Raw genomic sequence first — 20,156 nt, forward strand, 5'->3', positions numbered from 1 at the left:
CAATAATTATGTAAATTAACATAGTACGAATCATTAAAAAGGAGTCAGATCATGAAAATAAAAAAAAGTAGTGGGCTCATACCCCTCCTATGCCTCGCAATTTCTGGCGGATGGTTAGCCATAAAAAATGAATTTTCCATAGCAGCTCTTTCAGATGCCCTTTTCTTGTGGGCGCTGTTCTTTTTGATCATTGGCGGTTTTTTATGGGTATTTGCTTCTGGTTTCTTTGACCATTTTCAATATTCCATGAAGAAAGCTTTTTCCAAAAATAAAACAGATTATCTGAAATTATCCCAAGTCGGCAAACAGAGTTACGCCTTTTGGTTATGGCCTGGTGTCTTCTTGTTATTCCTTTCATTGCTCTTTTTAATGATTGCTACTAGTTAATTTCACTCTTATATTTTTACTCATTGAAATGAGAAGCAAAAGGCTGAGACAAGAAATTGTCCCAGCCTTTTCTTCGGCATTTCAAGTCAACTACTCGTGATTATTCGATTGATGTCCACTTGTAGTCGTATTGTGCGCCCGCTGCGTGAGCAACAACACCTTTGACTTTTGTTGCACGTAAATGTGCTTCCGCTTTTTGATAAACTGGAATGACACCTTGTTCATTCATAATGATTTTTTCTGCATTGACTAAATCTTCCCAACGTTTGTCAGGGTCATTGGCATTGGTCGTACCTGCTGCTTTTACAGCTGCATCGTATTCTTCACTGCTCCATTGACCACGGTTGTATGAGTTACCTGTCGTAAACAAGTCAGTAAAGCTACTTGCATCGGCATAGTCAGCACCCCAACCGCCCATTACTGTATCAAAATCACCCGCATTTGAACGATCCAAACGAACAGAGAATGGAACTGGACTTAACGTGACTTTCACACCGTCCAATGTTTTTTCGATCGTGTCTTGCAAGTACTCAATGATTTTCTTGGTTGAGTCTGTATCAGAAGCTAAGATATCAAATTCTAATGAATCGATTCCTAATTCTTCTTTGGCTTTTTCCCAATATTCTTTTGCTTTCTCTTGATCGTAGCTAATGACGCTGCCAGCTGCTTCTGTGAAGTCTGTATGATCGCCAGGGCTGAAAGTCATGCCTTCTGGAACCAAACCACTTGAAGCAATTGAACCATCACCTAAGATCGATGTTACTAAGGCATCACGGTCGATCGCATAAGAGATTGCTTTACGCAAATTTTCGTTACGGAAAGGTGAATCTTCATCACGTTGATTCAATTCTAAGTAAGAAGTCGTTGCTTCTGGTTGAGAAACGAATGCTTCGTCGTTAGCCATCTGTTGCGCCAGTTCACCTGTTAGGATGACATCATCTGCTTGACCATCTTGGAAAAGATTCAAGGCAGTTGAGGATTCTTTCACGACGCTTACGTTGATCGTTTGTAATTTAACAGTGTCTTTGTCCCAATACTGATCGTTCTTTTCATAAGCCCATTCTGTATCCGTTCCTGGTCCATCAAAACCAGTCAGGACAAATGGTCCATTATAAACGGCATTGTCGCTTGTTGATGCATATTGATCGCCATTTTCTTCCACTACTTTTTGATTTTGTGGGAAGAATGATGGGAATGCTAATAAGTAATCAAAGTAAGGTGTTGCTTTTTCTAGGGTGATTTCTAATTCGTAATCCCCCACTGCTTTGATGCCTAGCTCTGATGGATCCGTATCGCCAGCTGTGATGGCATCCGCATTTTTGACTGGTGAAAATAGATACGCATATTCTGATGCAGTTTCAGGTTTGACCGTCCGTTGCCAGCCATAAACATAATCCGCTGCTGTAACAGGGTCACCATTTGACCATTTCGCATCTTCACGCAATTTGATCTTGTAAGTTAGTCCATCCTCGCTGACTTCAGCTGCTTCAGCTGCACCAGCAGGTTGTGGTGTGCTGTCAGCATCCAAACGATACAGTCCTTCATATACATTGTTCAATGCACTGAAGCTGATCGTATCGGTTGCTAATGAAAGATCCGCACTTGGCATTTCTTGTGAAACCACTACGTTAAATACTTGTTCTGCGTTGCTATCGCCGCTAGTTGCTGTGTCATTGCTTGAACTATTTGTTCCGCCTGTTGTACAGCCGGCTAACACCACGCCACACACAGCTACTAAACCATAGGCCCATTTATTTTTCATCCTGTCCTACCCCTTAATTGAATTAATTTTCAGAATAATCATTCGATTTCTGAAGTTAGATAAGATTTTAATTAATAATTATTAAAAAAGCAATCCCTTTTTCGATAAAAAACACCTTTGGAAGAAAGTTTTCTTGGTATTTACTTACCTTACTCTCATCAAACATTCGTTAAATGCTATTTTTCCTTTCTTTATTTATAAGAAATAAAGCGAAAAAAATAATAAAAAAACATGGTTAAATGTAACTTACATTCATTTTCTGTCTGCTTTTTTCATTTCAGTCATCAAAATGAGAAATGTCTGATAGAAAAGTAAACATGCAGAAAACAAGGATGATTTCTTATCAAATTCAGACAAAAAAGACCTGATCGCATGCTTACTGATCAGGTCTTTTCATTTTAAGAACTTTTGTTTTGTCCTCGAAAGGATGTCCTTCAATGATTAATGGATCGCGCCGCCAATCGCTTTTAAATCTTCTTTGTCGGCATAATCAACGATAGCTTCCACTGCTGCAGTTAATCCTTTGGCGATGTCTTCGATGCTCATTGCAGGCTGTCCTGCTTTATCGACGACTTGCTGAGGAATAAATGGCACGTGAATAAAACCGCCTTTCATTTCAGGGTATTTTGTATCGATCATGTATTGTACTTGATACATGATGTGGTTGCAGACGAAAGTTCCAGCAGTATTAGAAACGGCTGCAGGTATTCCTGCTTTTTTCATATTTTCTACCATTGCTTTGATTGGCAGTTGTGTGAAGTAGGCAGGCTTTCCTTCTGTTTGGATCGCTTCATCGACGGGTTGATTGCCTTCATTATCAGGAATCCGGGCATCATCCACATTGATTGCCACTCGTTCTGGTGAGATGGCAAACCGGCCGCCCGCTTGACCGATGTTTAAGACGACATCTGGGTGGACCTCTTCAATTTTCTCTTCGACGATCGCCGCTGATTTCCCAAATACAGTGGGGATCTCTGCTTTCACGATCTGTGCACCATGAATTGTATCTGGCAGTAATTTCACTGCTTCTAAGGCAGGATTGATTGCTTCTCCGCCAAATGGATCAAATCCGGTAATTAATAGTTTCATTTCCATCATCCTTCCATCTCTGTTTTACCACTAAAATGCCCAAAAGTACATTAAAGCGATGTGGATCACTAACAATAATAAAGCAATTGGGGCTTGTGCTTTAATGACACCATTAGGGTCTTTCATCTCTAACAAAGCCACTGGCAGTGCATTGAAATTGGCTGCCATCGGGGTCAGCAACGTGCCGCAAAAACCAGCGGTCATTGCTAAAGCGCCAGCAACAACTGGATCGCCGCCTTGCGCCATTACGAAAGGTACGCCAATACCGGCAGTTATAACGGTAAATGCTGCAAAGCCATTTCCCATGATCATAGTAAAGATCATCATTCCTAAACAGTAAGCCACGACACCGATAAAACGATTGCCTTCTGGCACGACGCCAGAGATTCCTTGAGAAATCACATCACCAACACCAGCAGCGTTAAAAATGACACCTAGTGCTGCTAATAACTGCGGCAAGATACCGGCAGTTCCGACTTGGCGAAGCATCCGGTCGGAATCGTCTAACACTGTTTTTGGTTTAGCGGAAGTTAGCACGACTGCCAACAAGAGTGCTAAGATCGACGCGATCCCGATCCCCACTTGGCCCCCTAATGGTGTATAAGAAATCACCACAGCGATCAATGCCAAGCTGATACATGGTACGAAGATCGTACTACCGATCCGTTTTGCTGACGCTTCGGCTTTTTCATCATCAACGTCGACGATTTTACCGATCTGTACTTGTTTGAAGAAGGTCAAACAGCCCATCAAAACGATCAAAATTCCGTCCACAAGATACGGCAAAAAATTTCCGAAAGCAAAGACGACCCCTAGCAGTAACCAAAAGGCAGAGGTGCCTAATCGTGTAGGATGGTCTGCTTCACGAAAAACCCGGACAGCCGTCATGATCGACAGCAGCCCAATCAAGATATAAAAGAATTCTAGTAATCCGTTAACGATTCCTTCCATCTATTTCTCCTCCTTCTTGCCATATTTTTTTGCTAATTTGCGATCAAAGAGCAAGTTCGATAACGTGGCAATAACTAAGACGATCAATGCGATCGGCAATGATGCTTGCGCGATCGAACTAGCTGCCACATCATATCCAAGTGATTGCAACGTTCCTACGATCAACAGCACACCAGAAGCAGCCACGAAGGTATTTTGGGCAAAGAAATTCCCGAAATTTTCATTAGCGGCAGCCCGAGCTTTGATTTTTTCCTGATCTTTTTCATCCAGTTCCCCAAATTTATTTTCCCCAGCAGCTTGCGCCATCGGGTTAACGATTGGGCGGATAAATTGCGTATGTCCTTGGATCCGAATAGAGAAAAAGCCAGCAAGTTCCCGAATAAATAAGTACAAACTCAAAAACTTCCCTGGTGTCAAGCCTTTGATTTTTTCAATCAATATGACGGCCTGCTGTTTCAAGCCAAAACGTTCCGACAAGCCGACCATTGGTAATGTCAACAAGAACAGTGTCACGAGTCGATTATTGACAAACGCTTCTCCTAACATTGTTAAAAAATCAACAACAGAAATTCCCGATACAAGCGCGGTGACAAAACCAGCAACGATTACGACAGCAATAGTATCTAGCTTCAGCAAAAAGCCGACTAAAATAACTAGAATACCAATTAATTTAATCCATTCCATCAAATCATCCTTTCACAGTAAGTTATTTTTAATGAATACCAGCTTTTAGTATAATCTATTTTTTTCTTGTAAAACAATGTTTTTTGAATTTTCTTTACAGGAATACGCTTTCTTTAAGGCGTTTTTTAATTGCTTAGATAATAAAAAACCAAAAGAAGAACTGCGCTTGTGCAGTCCTTCTTTTGGTTTTTTTTGTTTAAGAAGCAGAAGCTTCTTTTTTCATTTGTTTGCTTCGCAGCTGTCCGCATGCTGCGTCGATATCTGTCCCATGTTCTTTACGAATCACACAGTTGATGCCGTTTTTCTTTAAAATGTCATAAAAAGCTAACACATCGGCTTTTTTACTTCGAGCATATTGGTCATGCTCACTCACTGGGTTATAAGGAATCAAGTTGACGTAAGACAATTTCTTTTTATCCTTCAATAATGCTGCCAACTGACGGGCATGTTCCGGTCGGTCGTTGACATGATCCAGCATGATATACTCAAACGTGATGCGACGATTGGTTTTTTCTAAATAATAATCGACCGCTGCCATCAGTTTTTCAATCGGGAAGCTCCGATTGATCCGCATCATGGAGGTTCTGACTTCATTATTTGGGGCATGCAGCGAAATCGCTAGGTTCACTTGCAAGCCGTTCTCCGCAAACTCTTTGATTTTATGCGCCAAGCCGCTGGTTGACACGGTAATATGCCGCGCACCGATCGCTAAACCTTTTGGGTCGTTAATAATCTGCAAGAAATGCATCACATTGTCATAGTTATCAAAGGGTTCGCCGATCCCCATGACGACTACGTGAGAGACCCGTTCTCCCTCGTTGCGTTCATCAAAATAGTGTTGTACTAACATGATTTGAGCCACGATCTCGCCTGCTGTTAAATCCCGCTGTTTCTTTAATAACCCACTGGCACAAAAGGTACAGCCGATGTTGCAACCGACTTGGGTCGTCACACAAACCGACATGCCATACTCTTGACGCATCAAGACCGTTTCAATCATGTGATTGTCGGGCAATTGAAATAAATACTTGACGGTCCCATCACTGGCTTCTTGTACCACCATCTGCTTCAGGGGATTGATCACAAAGGCTGCCGTCAGTTTCTCAATCAAAGGTTTCGGTAAATTGGTCATTTCTTCAAAGCTGGTTACTCGTTTTTCATAGAGCCACTCCCACACTTGGTTGGCTCGAAATTTCTTTTCATTTTGTTCAGTTATCCACAAAGATAGATCTGATTTGGTAAGTCCATAAATCGATGGGTTCACTTTTTTCCCTCTTTTCAAACTAGTCGCTACATACTATAACTGAATTCTTTGTGAAAAGCAACCGTACCTTGGTTGTTTGTCAAAGCAAAACCGTTGCTCTACTGCGCTGGTTGATCATTTTTTCGATGCTCAATGTTCCCATCCATCACGCCATCTTGCTTGAAATAGCTCTCACAAACATTTTAGTCATAAAAAACAAGCAGTGAATGAACCAACTCCTGTGAAATAAATGGAGCAGCTCTTTCCTGCTTGTTTGCTTTTCCTTGAAGAGATACTCTCTCATGGGCACTGCTTTCTTCACATGATCACCCTTCAAAAGAAAGGACTCGGCCTTCTTTGGCGGTCAACATCCCCCGTTGCGGTGGCTGTAGCTGTAAATAAAGCTGGAGTGACATTTCTAATATCAGTTCTTTGTCTCCTTGTTGAAAAACGCCGTAATAATGGGTCTGTTCCCGTTTCTCTTCATATGTATGACTGACAAGGTAATACCCTTGTTCCATGGTTTCGTTGCGCTTTTTGGTTTCTGAAAGAAAACGGCGAATATGTTTATAAGTAAAGAGAATCAATAAAATGACAACTACTATTAATACTACATACCCCATTGCTTGTCTTACACCTCGATCGTTGATGTAGCAAAGGTCGGCTCCACACCAATACTGATCATCAAAGCAGCATCGACTTCACACATCACTTTATCGTCTAAATGACAAACTTTTTCTTTCAACCGACTTTTGTCGATCGTGCGGATCTGTTCCATCAAAATGACGGAGTCTTTGCCAATCCCTGTGCAAGAAGCGGAAATCCCAATGTGGGTTGGTAATTTCGGCTTCGCCATTTTTGCCGTGATCGCCGCAATGATCACGGTGGGACTGAAGTGATTGCCCAAGTCATTTTGAATGATCAAGACCGGTCGTATTCCGCCTTGCTCCGATCCAACGACTGGTGAAAGATCGGCAAAATAAATATCTCCCCTTTTTACCATAGGACCACCCTAACTTTTATATTCTCGCGGAACCCTTGCTGAGAGGGTGCACGCTACTTCATAGTGAATCGTTTCTAACTGGTCTGCAACATCCTGCATCGTAATTCGTTTCCCATGATTCTCACCAATCAACGTGACCGTTGTACCGACAGCAAAGGCTCGCGGCAAACGAATCATCAGTTGATCCATACACACCCGACCGACGATTTCACAAGGTTCGCCTTCTACTAAGAGTGAGAAGCCTTGCATTTTTCGTAACCAGCCATCCGCATAACCGATAGGCACAGTGCCGATCCATTCCTGACGGGGCGTGATATATGTCTCACCATAGCCAATCCCCGCTCCTTTTTCAAGTAATTTCACTTGGATCAGTTCAGAAACAAGTGAAAGGGCTGGTTTTAAGGAAAATGGTTCCTTCAATGCATGACCTGACGGATTCAATCCATACATCGCGATCCCAAAACGGACCATATTCCCAACGGCCTCTTTGTGCCACAAGGAGGTCGCGCTATTGCCTGTATGTATATATGTCGGCAAATAAGGCAAAACAGTTAAGACTTCTTTAAACCGCTGGTGCTGTGTTTCCCAATAAGTTGTATCAGCTTGATCGGCTGTGGAGAAATGGGTAAAGATTCCTTCCCAATCAAATGTGGGATGAGTTTCCAACCAAAGAACGGCTTGAAGCACTTCTTCTGGGGTCAAAAAACCGATTCTCCCCATGCCGGTATCCACTTTGACATGTACTTTAAGCGGTGTCTTTATAGGATTCTCTTCCAAATAAGTACCGGCTTCTACCAACCAGTCCATCGAAGCGACTGGAAAAGAAAAATCGTATTCTGCAAGTAAGGGAATATCTTGCACGTTCACAGCCCCTAAAATCAGCAGCGGGTCAGTGATTCCTGCTTCTCGCAATTCGATTGCCTCATCGATCGTCGCAACGCAAAAACCGGCTGCACCGCCTTCTTTGGCTGCTTGAGCAGTTTGTACCGCTCCGTGCCCGTACCCATTGGCTTTTACCACCGCAAAAAGAAACGTCTCGCTTGGTAAGTGAGCAATCTCATTTTTGATGTTTTCGGTAATCGCGGTCGTATCAATAATCGCTTTCGTTGGTCTATGGTAAGCAACCACCATTTCCAGTTCCTTCTTTCTACTAATGCTTGATCAGACAAACAAATTAAGTTGGTTTTATGTAGTCGGCTGTTCGTCCATAAAGTATCGTAGTTTTTTCACCAAGTGACGACTTCCACTCAGGTTACTCACTATCCGATACTTCTAAGATAATTTGTGCAAAGGCAGTATCATTTGTATGGGTGATACTGACAAACGTTTTTTCTAAAGGGTGCGGTGCTTTGGTAACGATCGGTGCACCGAATTCATTGGTCAAGACTTCAATATCATGAAAAGAAACTTTGCCGATCCCCGTCCCCCAAGCTTTCGAGAACGCTTCTTTGCAGGCATAGCGCCCCCCGAGGAACTCTACCTGACGTTTCAGGGGCAAACGGGCAAATAATTTTGCTTCCTTCTCTGTTAAAATACGCGTTATAAACTGAGGTTTTTTTTCAATTAATTCTTTCATTCGAGGCAGCTCGACTGCATCGATCCCGATTCCTTTAATCATTCTTCTCGCTACCTTTACTTAAGATAGGGGTTTCCAAATTGGAATTGGCCCTTGTTCAGCTAGTTACCATTCTACCAAAAAAATGGCGAATTACCATTCAAATCTGACGAGTTTATACAGAGATTAAGATTTTCAAAGGGAAAGCTGCTGATAAATCATGCTTTTCTATTTTTCAAGTATTCTTGGAATAAAAAAACAATCTTTTCAAGTTTTTAGCGACTCTTTAGTCTATTTTTCACTATTTCTTTCAAAACTATCAAGTAACTATTTCTAAAAAAAATGAAAGAAAGCCCATTCAATCAAACGGAATCGCTGATTGAATGGGCTCTAATCAATAACTACATCTTTTTCTAAATAAAAATATAGGTAGAAGCGACTAAGGATAATTTCTTTTAAATCCATATTCTAAATACTGCTCTATCTATTCAATTGAATTTCATATCTATATCTATCCGCACGATAATAAATTTCCGCATATTCGATATTTCTGTTTTTATCGTCCATAGTATTTCTTGTTACATACAACAATGGTTCGCCCGTCTTGATCTTTAGATGTTCAGCTAACACTTCATCTGCTACGATAGATTCAATAATTTCTGTAGCACTTTCGATCAGAATAGATTTATCTTCAAAAATTTTATAGAGTGAAGCTTCTGGAGAATTAAAGTCCTCTTCATTTAACTCTATATAATTTGTCGGCACATATACTCGCTGAAAACCAATGTTCTCATCATCAATGATTCGTATCCGTTCATTCACATAAACTTCTTCCATTGGAGATAATTTTAACTGCAACCTTACTTTTTCAGGTGCAGGTTCTCTTCTAAAATCAACTAGCTTAGATGAAGTAATATGCTCCCTATGCTCATCATTAAAACTTATCAAGCGATTCAATTGTAATGTTCGCTTATTGCTGTTAACGATTGTTCCCAATCCAGGAACCTTTTTGATGTATCCATCCGATTCTAACAGTTGCAGTGCGGAACGAATCGTTATTCTGCTGACACCATATTTTTTTTGCAAATCAACTTCAGTTGGAAAAAAATCATTTTCCACATATTTTTTTGCAATAATACTTTTTTTCAATTCTTCATAGATTTGATAATATTTAGAATTACTATTACTACTCAAATTATCCCTGACCTACTCTCATTTCACTATTTCTGCAATATTAGAGGCTAACCCTCTTATGTCCATTTCATTCGCTTTTTCTATCACTGATAATTTACTCTTGACCGTCTCATCTACTGATACAAGCGCACCTGTCATAGAACCGACGATTGTAGCAATCGTATCGGTGTCATAGCCGATATTTACAGCATCGATCGTTGCTTGATAGGGCGTTTCCTTATTTAGGGCTACGATTCCATACGCACAGGGAACCGCTTCTGAAACATGAAGTCCACTCCCAACAACATCATAAAGTTTCAACAACTTATCAACTTTTTCACCACTGCCATTCGCTATATCTAAAGCAAGCTGTATTCTTCGATAAACACTTGGTCCTGGAACATGCTTAGAATATTTTTTTCCTTGTTCTTCTCCGAGTTTTGCACCTAATAAGCCAGCTTCAATCACACTATCCATTGTAGCACTTTCCTTCAATGATTCCGACACACTTAGGGCAACCGCACAAGCACCTGAGATTGACAATGAATTATCATGGGTGACTTTTGTAATTATAATAGCATCTTCTAAAGCCTTTTCATAGTCACCTGGATGAAATAGTCCCGCCGGAGAAATCTTCATTGCGGAACCATTTGTAGCTTTAGAAGCATAATCTACTGTTACTGCCCCAGGAAGTGCTTTTATTTCCGATAAATTATTTTTGTACATTTCAATCGCACTTCTTGTTGTAGGTCCAGCAAAACGATTAAAATAATGCGGAATATCAGACCATTCAATAATACTTTTCTTTATAATATCTCGGTCAATCATTCCTTGGTTCTTAAGAATATTTTGACAGATTAAATATATTTGTGAAAAATCATCAGTGACTTCACCTGCCTTATTTCCATATGCGAATGCTGTTTTGCCGGGTTCAACTAGCTTTTCCAATGGTCCAGCAAATTTTATCCGAATTTCATCAAAAGGCAGATTTTCTGTCGCAGCCCCCATTGCGTCTCCAATCGCTGCCATTGTTAAAGATCCTAAAATTCTCTCAATCATGTAATCAATTCTCCCATCCATTTTACTTATTTAAGTCCTTTAACCCCAAACACAAAAGTTAAGACAAGTCCACCAATAAACGATAGCAGTAAACCAACTAAGTATGCCCATAAGGTAGGTCCAGCAAATGCAGGGATCGTTGTCAGTCCCCCAAATACAAACGCATTCCCAATAACATCAAAAGCACCCATAAAAGCACCACCAATCGCTGCACCGATACATCCTGCCGCTAATGGCGTCTTATACTTCACTCCAATACCATAGATCGCTGGTTCGACTATTCCAGATAGAAAAACAGAAGTAATAGCCGACACAGAAAAATTTTTTAAATCTTTATTCTTAGTCATAATAAAAATAGCTAACGCAGCACCGGCCATCCCAAAATTTGCGTTGGCGCCATAAGCAATAAGAGCAGAAGTACCTGTCGCAGCAATTTCAGGAATAATGATCATCGTATTAGGGGCCCAATGAAATCCAAACATAATCAAAATATTCCAAATGCCTCCAATAATTGCTCCAGTAACAATGCTGTTTATCGCTGTTAGTCTCCCAACAACATCGGCAATAAAAAGACTAGCATAATTTCCAATTGGTCCAATAATACCGGCTGCAATCGGTACTAATAAAAACAAAAGTATGGTCGGTATAACAACCATATGCAAACTTTGTGGAATTACTTTCTTTAGAAATAACTCCATTTTTGATTGAAGCCAAACAAGAATAATTGATGGAATCACTTGTCCTGTATAGCTAAATAATCGAATCGGCATACCCATGAATTGAATGATTGTTCCTGGTTGATCATTCATCATCGCTACAAAATCTGGCATAATCAGTACCCCTAAAACAGCAATAGCGATATATGCACTGGTTTTGAATTTCTTAGCAGAAGTGATAGCTACTAGCAATGGGAAAAAATAGAATACCGATGTTGCAGCTAGAGTTAGCAAAGTATTCGTGTCACTCTCTACACTCAATATTCCTAGTTCATTTGCTAAGATAGTAAACCCTCTTAAAAGACCCGCACCAGCGAGAAGCGGCAATAATGGAGAAAAGATACTGACTACTAACGAAACAAATCGGTTGATCAAACTTTCATTTCCTGTTTCTCCACTTTCCAATTCTGAATGATTACTCATATGTGCTCGTACTGCTTCATAAACTTCCCCTACATTTGTTCCTATAATGATTTGAAAACTTTTATCGTTGTCTACGATCCCTATGACTTCAGCTAAATTCTTGATTCCCTCAGCATCAACTTTACTTCTATCTTTGAATGTTGGTCTTAATCTTGTGGCACAATGAGTCAGACTAGAAATATTACCAGAACCACCCATCAACTCTAAAAGCATAATCCCCAATTCATCCATCTGTTTTCCTCCAAGAATTTTTTAAATGTTATGACGTCATATCATTAAAAACAATATATAACGCTTTCATAATTATGTCAACAACAATTTTAGCAACGAAACTAACATAAAATATAAATAAAAACTATCTAATTTATCTATATTTCTATTAATAGAAACCTTGTAATTTTTAACATAAAAAAAGAACATGAAGTGAGCGAAGCTCGCCATACATGTTCTTTTAATAAAAAGCTCATTCTTATTGTAATTCAAAAAAACAATTAGTCTTGGTTATTTCTGATAACGAAACCGCGTTTTTTGTCGTTGCTACGGCGATTGTTTTTACGGGCACCATCTTTTGAATAGTTACCACGGGCTTTATTGCCGTTGCCGCCGCCACGGTTCCCACCGTTTTCTTTGCGGTTACGATTGCCGCCATTGCTGTTATTGCTGCGACGTCCGTTTTTATTGAATGATTTTTTTCCTTGAGGTAATGGGCGTTCTGGTGTAATTTTGACTGGTTCTAAATCAGCTGGATCTTTCGCCATTGTTTTTAGAAGCAGTGCTGCTAAATCTTGTGCAGAATAACGTTCCAAAAGATCGTCGGCTGCTTGCAAGTATTTATCCAAACCATTTTCATCCAATTTTGTTTCAACAGATTCGATTGCGGCACCTAATTGACCTTTAAATGCTTCTTTTTCGGTTGGTGGGCGCATTGGTGTCATCCGTTTTTTCGTTAAGTTTTCAATGACATGCAAGTAGCTCATTTCGTTTGGTGTAACGAAAGTCACTGACATTCCGCCTTTTCCGGCACGACCTGTACGTCCGATCCGGTGAACATAGCTTTCAGGATCTTGAGGGATATCGTAGTTGTAAACGTGTGTAACACCAGAAATATCTAATCCGCGAGCTGCTACGTCTGTGGCAACTAAGATATCTAATTGACCACTCTTAAATGAACGTAAAACGCTCATCCGTTTTTGTTGAGAAAGGTCCCCATGAATGCCTTCAGCTTTGTAGCCACGAGCTTCTAAACCACGTGCCAATTCATCAACACGACGTTTCGTACGACCGAAAACGATCGTCAATTCTGGTGATTGCACATCCAACAAACGAGTCATGACATCGAATTTTTCATAATCTTTTGAGCGAACATAATATTGATCAATCAAATCAGCGGTCATTTCTTTGGCTTTGATTTGAACATGTTCAGGCTCTTTCATGAATTTCACGCCGATATTTTTGATTGCTGGCGGCATTGTTGCTGAAAATAGCAACGTTTGACGAACATCTGGCACTTGGCTGATGATTTTTTCAATATCTTCCAAGAAGCCCATGTTCAACATTTCGTCTGCTTCATCTAATACAAGCGTTTCAACCGTACCTAATTTTAAGGTGTGGCGGTTGATATGGTCTAACATACGTCCTGGCGTACCAACTACGATATGGGGACGATCTTTTAATTGACGGATTTGACGGCCGATATCGGCTCCACCGTAAACTGCTTGAACGCGAATTTTTTTGTCTTTACCAAGACGATACAATTCTTCTTGGGTTTGGATCGCTAATTCACGGGTTGGGGCAATCACTAATCCTTGTAGTTGATGGTTCGCTGGGTCGATTTTTTCTAACATTGGCAAACCAAATGCGGCGGTTTTACCAGTACCGGTCTGTGCTTGACCGATCACGTCTTTGCCTGCTAAGGCTAATGGAATCGTTGCTTCTTGGATGGGTGTTGCTTCTTCAAAGCCGGCACGCTCAACAGAAGTCAATAATTCGTTGGATAATTCTAGATCTTTAAATTTCAAATGGATCCTCCTAGGCTGGTCATCTTTTCGATGCCTGTTTTTCTATCATCGAAGCGTAGGTTAGTTCTTCAGAAACACAAGAGTAGTCCCATTTACTCTTATCTTTCTCTCGGTACCGAAAAACCGCTTCACGAAGGCATTATAAAAGGCTAAAACAAGTGTTGTTTGTCTCAGCCATCATTTTATCTCAAAACGTCAATGTTTTTTACAGTAATCATTCTGTGCTTCATCTTTCGGCGTTAGATAAGTATAACACGTTTTGAAAGTTTCAGCAAGATTTCAACTCCGCTTTACATTCCTTTTAGTGCATCAACGACTTCGCTCAAGCCCATGCCATTGCTCCCTTTGATTACCAAGCTGTCGGAAGGTTCTAAAGTTTCCTTTAAGGAGGCGATCAGTTGTGGTTTTTCATCTGTCGCAAAATAGCGCACCTTGTCAGCAAGTGGTGACTGAGCTAGTCGTTTTTGCAATGCTTGCATTTCTTTGCCATAAAGAAAAACTAGTTGGAACGAGTCATCTAAATGTGCGGCCATCTGCTCGTGCATTTGTGCAGAATCTGGTCCTAATTCAAGCATATCTGCCAATACGGCGATCCGTCTTCCTTCTAACGGCAGTTTGCGGAAGCTATCCAATACAAGACCCATGGCCGTCGGATTGGCATTGTAAATATCGCTCAAAATCGCTGCCCCATTACCGGCAGTCACCCATTGGGTCCGATTTTTCGTCAATTGAAAATTCGCCAAGCCTTCCTTGATCGCTTCATCTGCTACACCAAAATGACGTCCTAACCCAATCGCGATCAAGGCATTTTTGACATTATAGCCGCCTAAGACCGGTAAGGTAAAGGTGGTACCTGCAACCGTAAAAATCGTTTGATCTTGCGATTCCTCCACGATGTCTCCTTGTAGATCTCCCTCAGTTAAGCCAAAAGTTTCAATGGTCTGCGTTAAATTGGGAACAAAGGGCTCTAACAATGGTTCATCAGCTGGCATCATAAAGAAGCCGTCTTTTTTCAATCCTGCGGTGATCTCCATTTTCGCTTTGGCGATCCCTTCTCTGGACCCTAAGTTTTCAATGTGGGCTTCGCCAATCAACGTGATAGCGGCAGCGTCAGGTTCTGCTAAGCGCGAAAGGACTTCGATTTCACCTGCATGATCCATTCCCATTTCTAAAATCAACACTTGGGTATCTTCTGGCGCATGCAAGATAGTCAAAGGCACGCCTAGTTCATTGTTGTGGTTGCCTTGGGTTTTATAGGTCTGGTACTTTTGGGCCATGACCGCTTCCACCATATCTTTGGTGGTCGTTTTCCCGTTACTTCCAGTAATACCGATGATTTTCGGTGCAAGCTTTTCTTTATACGCTCGTGCCAATTGTTGGAACGCTTTGACGGTATCCGTGACAGGAATCACAAGGATGTCTTGCGGCGGTTCGATCGTAGGATGGCTCCACAGTGTGGCGATCGCACCATTGTCTTTGGCTTGTTGGGCAAATTCATGGCCGTCACGGGTCCCCGCTAAGGGAACAAAAAGACTGTTTTCTTTGATCAGACGGCTGTCGAATTCCACAGAGGCAAGTGGTGTTTCATTTTCAATTTGCTGACCAAATACGGCAGCGGCTTCTTTTACAGTAAAATTCATCAGGTTCGCTCCTTTTTCCTAAAAAAAGAAAGCCCAAGATCGCTTCAAGTATTTTCCTTGAGTTGAGCTGGCTTTCTTCCTGCTATTTATTCTGCTTCTTTTTCATTCTCTGCTTCAACTTCTGCTTCTTCCACATTCGTCAAGAAAGAACGTCTTTGGTTGAAACGATTCATCCCTAATTGGATCAATTCTTCAATCAAATCACCATACGGCAATCCGGTCTTTTCCCATAGCAATGGGTACATGCTGAATTCAGTGAATCCCGGCATCGTGTTCAGCTCATTTAAAAAGAGCTCGTTTTTATTGGTCAAAAAGAAATCACAACGGCTCAACCCACTGCCGCCCAACATCGTATAGGCTTTTTTCGCAAACTCTTGGGCTTTGGCTTGTGTTTCTTCGGGAATTTGTGCAGGAATCTGCATCTCGATTCGGTTGTCAATGTATTTGGAATTGTAATCATAAAACGCAACATCTTTTACGATTTCTCCCGGCATGGTGGTCCGCACGTCTTCGTTTCCAAGAACAGCGACTTCGATCTCACGGGCTTCGATTCCTTGTTCAACGATCGCTCGGGTATCATAGCGATACGCTTCTTGTAGCGCATTTTGCAGTTCTTCACGGTTCTCGGCTTTCGAGATACCGACACTTGAGCCCATGTTGGCAGGTTTGACAAACATCGGATAAAGCAGACTGCCTTCACATTGATCGAAAATCTTTTTCGGATTTTCTTTCCACGCATTTTTCAAGACTGGTACATAGGGAACTTGCGGAATTCCCGCAGCTTGCAAGATGTACTTGGTCATGATTTTGTCCATCCCGCAGGCACTAGTCAAGACACCGGCTCCGACATAAGGCATTCCGATGGTTTCTAAAAACCCTTGGATCGTGCCGTCTTCGCCGTTTGGTCCATGGAGCAATGGAAAGACGATCGCGTCTTCTTCATAGATGGCCCCAGGTGAAATTTCTTCCCCTTTGGTCTCTTCGTTGGTCAATGCCAAAGTATCTGATGACGTTGGCGCCTCAGACAATAATGGGCCTTTTAACCAGCGTCCTTCTTTAGTGATCATTACTAATTGAACTTGGTAGTAATTATAATATACAGCATTAACAACTGAAAAAGCGGATAACAGTGATACCTCATGCTCTGCACTGCGTCCCCCGTATAATAAAATGATTTTCAAAAGAATTTCCTCCTGTATTCATTGATTCTACCAAACTAAGTCTTCCACATTTTAGCACAAAATCGACCAACCGGCATTAAATCTTGCAGAAATTTCTTTAAGCTTACACAGTCGTTAGTTGAATGTTTTTCATTTTGTCAGTACTATGAATATATCACGGCACGTTTAAAGAGGTGGGACCTATGACAGAACAAACTGCTCCTTCTAGAAAAGGACGATTAAAACAAATCCTTCAAGTCTTTTTGAAATACAAAGTCGTTCAAAATATCAGCAAACAGCAGCATCCCGAAATGGTGCGTCAAGCGTTTGAAGAATTAGGACCAACATTTATCAAAATCGGGCAGATGCTTTCGGTCCGCAATGACCTACTTTCCAGCACTTTCGTTGATGCCTTCAAGCAGTTACAAGACAATGTCAAAAGCGATCCATTTCCCAAGGTCAAAGCACTGCTGGAAGCAGAACTACAGCAGCCACTAACGAAAGTTTTTTCCGCTTTTGATGAAATCCCAGTCGCCTCAGCTTCCATCGGACAAGCCCACCGAGCAAACTTGATCAGCGGCAAAGAAGTGATCGTCAAAGTGCAGCATCCGGGAATCATTGCGGCGATTCAAGTAGATCTCGATCTTTTTGATAAGGCTCTACCGTTAGTTCGTGCAATTCCAGAAGCCAATGTGGTGGATTTAAAAAGCGTGTTAAGCGAAGTCAGACGATCCCTTGCCAATGAAACGAATTTTTTGCAAGAGATGAAAAATGCGCAGGAATTCTACCGAAACAATCACCAAAACCCGCAATTGGCATTGCCAAAAGTTTATCCCGAATGGTGCACCCAAAAAGTATTAGTCATGGATTACATGGCCGGTGAAAGTTTGAACTGCTTGCTGACCCGCAGCAATCAAGATATCGTTTATGACAATCAGTCCGTGAAAGCAGTGAAAAAACAAGTGGGAACGCTATTAGTCGAAAACTTTATGAAGCAAGTCTTTGAAGATGGCTTCTTTCACGCTGATCCGCATCCTGGCAATCTTTTTTTACATGTCTTCACAGATCAAACCAACCGACCAAAACCATTCCAAGTCCAACAGCGCGTCGGTGTCCTCGGCGGTGTTGATTATTCATTGAAGTGGCAAGAAGAAGCGATTATGCCGCCTTACCAAGTGATTTTCTTAGATTTTGGGATGATGGGACACTTGGATCAGTCATTACGCAGTCGCTTAGCTGATGCATTGATTGCTTTGTATACCCAAGACACCCAAGAAGTCGGCAAAGCTGTCTTGCGTTTGTGCAACAGCAGCGGCAGTTCCTTTGATGAAGTCGCCTTCTATCAGGATCTTCAAAAATTTGTTGAAAACTACTATAATATGCCGCTAAAGGATATCGACTTGCAAAAAGTGATGGGGGAAGTCATCACGATCTGCCATGATAACCAACTGCAGATGCATCGAGACATCACCTTGCTGATTAAGGCTTTTGGCACCTTGGAAGGTGTGATCAAAGCCTTAGACCCCGAATTATCAATGATGGAAGTCACTCAGCCTTTTGCACAAAAATATTTCTTACAGCAGCTGAGTATTGAAGACGAGGTGAAAAAAAGCGCATTGGCAACCGCAAAAAGCTTGCGGGCACTTAGCCATCTTCCTGATCGAACCTTGGCTGTCTTAGACACTTTTGCCACTGGTAAACACCGGTTAAATTTAGAGATCCGCGAACAAAAACAGCTATTGGATCGCTTTGATCAGATGGTCAATCGACTGGTGATCGGTATTATTCTAGCTGCGGTCATCCTTGGCTCTTCCTTATTGGTGGTGGCTAGTCCGCAACAAGGAGCCTTCGTCCATCAGATGGGGATCTTCGGATATACCTTGGCATTTTTCGCGATCGTAGCTTTAGTCGGCAAATACTTTTATGATCGTTTTCGTAAGAAATAAATAAGCACCTTCAATTCCCGTGTCTCATGCAGAAGCTGGGTCTTGAGGGTGCTTATTTTGCAAGGGTCTGTCGCAATTCGTTTTCAAAGATTCGTTTGAAGACTTCCCGATCCTCTTTCGTAAAGGGCTTCGGTCCTTTTGTGCGCTTGCCTGCTTTACGCATCTGCGCACCTAAGTAGCGTTGACCTAATAAAAAATCGATCGTTTCTGGCAAATACTCTGTACCGTTATGGTGAAAAACTCGTGCTTTTTTGGGCAAGACTAACGAGGCTAAGCCATAATCTTGGGTGACGAGAAAATCGCCGGGTTCTATCTCCTTCACGATTTCATAATCCGCGCGATCCGAGCCTTTGTCGACATAGACAAAGTGGACATGGGCGGGATAGTCTTTGGTCGTATAATGATCGACACTGGTCACGATTACTACCGGCAGCTGATACTGCTGAGCCAGCTCGATCACTTCATTTTTCACCGGCGAACCGTCGCCGTCAATAAAAAGCCGCATCTGCTTGCTCCTCTCACAAATTTCTTCGTTTACAATTACTTCTATTGTAAGAGGAGCACCTAGAAGATGCAAGCAGACTTTGCAGTATTTTCATTTCAGTATTGCTCAATGAGGGGAATAAGAATGGCGATCTTTGTCTCACTAACTAGCAGTTGCCATAAGTAAAGCTTATCCTTCAATTCTAGAAAATGCTCGTTCTTTTAGCTCATAAACGACATCGCAAGCCTTTGCTACCTCTTGTTCATGGGTCACTAAGATGATACATTTTTTTTGCTCATGGGCAATTTCTTGAAACAGTTTGACGATTTCTTTAGATGTCGTTTCATCCAAGTTTCCAGTCGGTTCATCGGCTACGATCAGCTCATGTTCACAGCACAACGCGCGAACGATAGCGACCCGCTGCTGTTGCCCACCCGATAATTGGGTCACTTTTTTCAGTGCCAGCTCTTCCGTGATGCCAACTTTGGCTAAGTTGGCTAAAGCATAGGCCTTTTTATCGGCTTGCTGCGACTTCGCGATCGCCATGGCTGTGATCACATTGTCCAGTGCCGACATATAAGGCAATAGATTATACGCTTGGAACACGATGGAAACATCTTTGCGGCGGTATTCTCGCAATCCGATTTTTGCTAACGTTTCTTCATTGTAGAAAATCTTTCCTTCTTTCGGTGTATCTAGGCCCGTGATCAGTGACAGGAAAGTTGTTTTCCCCGATCCGCTGGAACCTAAGATCGCATACATCTTGCCAGGTTCAAAGGTCAAATCAACGTCACGAAACAGCGCTTCTGCTTCGCTTTGATACCAATATCCTAATTGTTCTGTTCGTAATGTCATGTCGTTCC

At 41.6% G+C, this 20,156-nt stretch carries 19 protein-coding genes; 2 read left to right on the plus strand and 17 right to left on the minus strand.

Annotation, left to right across the window (positions count from 1 at the left end):
- Positions 1–51: 51 nt before the first annotated feature.
- Positions 52–387, plus strand: coding sequence for a DUF3899 domain-containing protein (locus tag IGJ74_RS15575; protein ID WP_005227990.1), 336 nt, complete (start codon positions 52–54; stop codon positions 385–387).
- A 100-nt stretch (positions 388–487) separates the two neighbouring features.
- On the opposite strand, the gene IGJ74_RS15580 is transcribed toward IGJ74_RS15575, so the two are convergent.
- The 15 genes from IGJ74_RS15580 to IGJ74_RS15650 all read right to left on the minus strand — a co-directional run bounded on the left by IGJ74_RS15580 (position 488) and on the right by IGJ74_RS15650 (position 16,884).
- Positions 488–2,149, minus strand: coding sequence for a peptide ABC transporter substrate-binding protein (locus IGJ74_RS15580; RefSeq protein ID WP_005233679.1), 1,662 nt, complete (start codon positions 2,147–2,149; stop codon positions 488–490).
- Between the two features lie 441 nt (positions 2,150–2,590).
- A complete protein-coding gene (pcp, locus tag IGJ74_RS15585; protein WP_008379428.1) occupies positions 2,591–3,238 on the minus strand; it encodes a pyroglutamyl-peptidase I in 648 nt (215 codons plus the stop codon).
- 30 nt (positions 3,239–3,268) lie between these two features.
- The gene (locus tag IGJ74_RS15590) at positions 3,269–4,189 is read right to left on the minus strand and encodes a DUF979 domain-containing protein (protein WP_005233677.1); all 921 of its coding nucleotides are present in this window, start codon (positions 4,187–4,189) and stop codon (positions 3,269–3,271) included.
- On the minus strand, positions 4,190–4,873 hold the full coding sequence (locus IGJ74_RS15595) for a DUF969 domain-containing protein (RefSeq protein WP_005233676.1): 684 nt from the start codon (positions 4,871–4,873) through the stop codon (positions 4,190–4,192).
- 196 nt (positions 4,874–5,069) lie between these two features.
- The gene (gene rlmN / locus IGJ74_RS15600) at positions 5,070–6,137 is read right to left on the minus strand and encodes a 23S rRNA (adenine(2503)-C(2))-methyltransferase RlmN (RefSeq protein WP_010749104.1); all 1,068 of its coding nucleotides are present in this window, start codon (positions 6,135–6,137) and stop codon (positions 5,070–5,072) included.
- A gap of 305 nt (positions 6,138–6,442) precedes the next feature.
- Entirely contained in the window at positions 6,443–6,739 is a 297-nt protein-coding gene (locus IGJ74_RS15605; protein ID WP_016612926.1) for a hypothetical protein, read from the minus strand.
- An 8-nt stretch (positions 6,740–6,747) separates the two neighbouring features.
- A complete protein-coding gene (locus IGJ74_RS15610) occupies positions 6,748–7,119 on the minus strand; it encodes a type II toxin-antitoxin system PemK/MazF family toxin (protein ID WP_005227961.1) in 372 nt (123 codons plus the stop codon).
- A gap of 9 nt (positions 7,120–7,128) precedes the next feature.
- Entirely contained in the window at positions 7,129–8,250 is a 1,122-nt protein-coding gene (gene alr / locus IGJ74_RS15615; RefSeq protein WP_218193025.1) for an alanine racemase, read from the minus strand.
- Positions 8,251–8,371: 121 nt separating this feature from the next.
- Complete coding sequence (gene acpS / locus IGJ74_RS15620; protein WP_005233665.1) at positions 8,372–8,737, minus strand: holo-ACP synthase; 366 nt, start codon at positions 8,735–8,737, stop codon at positions 8,372–8,374.
- A 417-nt stretch (positions 8,738–9,154) separates the two neighbouring features.
- Positions 9,155–9,868 carry a GntR family transcriptional regulator gene (locus IGJ74_RS15625; protein ID WP_218193026.1) on the minus strand — a complete coding sequence of 238 codons (714 nt, stop codon included), beginning with the start codon at positions 9,866–9,868 and terminating at the stop codon, positions 9,155–9,157.
- Between the two features lie 18 nt (positions 9,869–9,886).
- Positions 9,887–10,906, minus strand: coding sequence for an ADP-ribosylglycohydrolase family protein (locus IGJ74_RS15630; protein WP_255324114.1), 1,020 nt, complete (start codon positions 10,904–10,906; stop codon positions 9,887–9,889).
- A 26-nt stretch (positions 10,907–10,932) separates the two neighbouring features.
- Entirely contained in the window at positions 10,933–12,276 is a 1,344-nt protein-coding gene (locus IGJ74_RS15635) for a PTS transporter subunit EIIC (RefSeq protein ID WP_218193028.1), read from the minus strand.
- Positions 12,277–12,536: 260 nt separating this feature from the next.
- Entirely contained in the window at positions 12,537–14,063 is a 1,527-nt protein-coding gene (gene cshA, locus IGJ74_RS15640) for a degradosome RNA helicase CshA (protein WP_010749100.1), read from the minus strand.
- A gap of 290 nt (positions 14,064–14,353) precedes the next feature.
- Positions 14,354–15,703 (minus strand): UDP-N-acetylmuramoyl-tripeptide--D-alanyl-D-alanine ligase, encoded by a 1,350-nt coding sequence (locus IGJ74_RS15645; protein ID WP_218193029.1) that lies wholly within the window; start codon positions 15,701–15,703, stop codon positions 14,354–14,356.
- Between the two features lie 86 nt (positions 15,704–15,789).
- Positions 15,790–16,884 (minus strand): D-alanine--D-alanine ligase, encoded by a 1,095-nt coding sequence (locus tag IGJ74_RS15650; RefSeq protein WP_087664574.1) that lies wholly within the window; start codon positions 16,882–16,884, stop codon positions 15,790–15,792.
- 182 nt (positions 16,885–17,066) lie between these two features.
- On the opposite strand from IGJ74_RS15650, the gene IGJ74_RS15655 reads away from it, so the two are divergent.
- Positions 17,067–18,809, plus strand: a complete 1,743-nt coding sequence (locus tag IGJ74_RS15655; protein ID WP_218193031.1) for an AarF/UbiB family protein — start codon at positions 17,067–17,069, stop codon at positions 18,807–18,809.
- A gap of 52 nt (positions 18,810–18,861) precedes the next feature.
- On the opposite strand, the gene IGJ74_RS15660 is transcribed toward IGJ74_RS15655, so the two are convergent.
- Positions 18,862–19,314 (minus strand): YaiI/YqxD family protein, encoded by a 453-nt coding sequence (locus IGJ74_RS15660; RefSeq protein ID WP_218193032.1) that lies wholly within the window; start codon positions 19,312–19,314, stop codon positions 18,862–18,864.
- Between the two features lie 168 nt (positions 19,315–19,482).
- Entirely contained in the window at positions 19,483–20,148 is a 666-nt protein-coding gene (locus tag IGJ74_RS15665) for an ABC transporter ATP-binding protein (protein ID WP_010749095.1), read from the minus strand.
- Positions 20,149–20,156: the final 8 nt, after the last annotated feature.

Origin of the sequence: Enterococcus sp. AZ009, assembly GCF_050548785.1 — a bacterium.
GTDB classification, from domain to species: Bacteria; Bacillota; Bacilli; order Lactobacillales; family Enterococcaceae; genus Enterococcus_D; species Enterococcus_D entomosocium.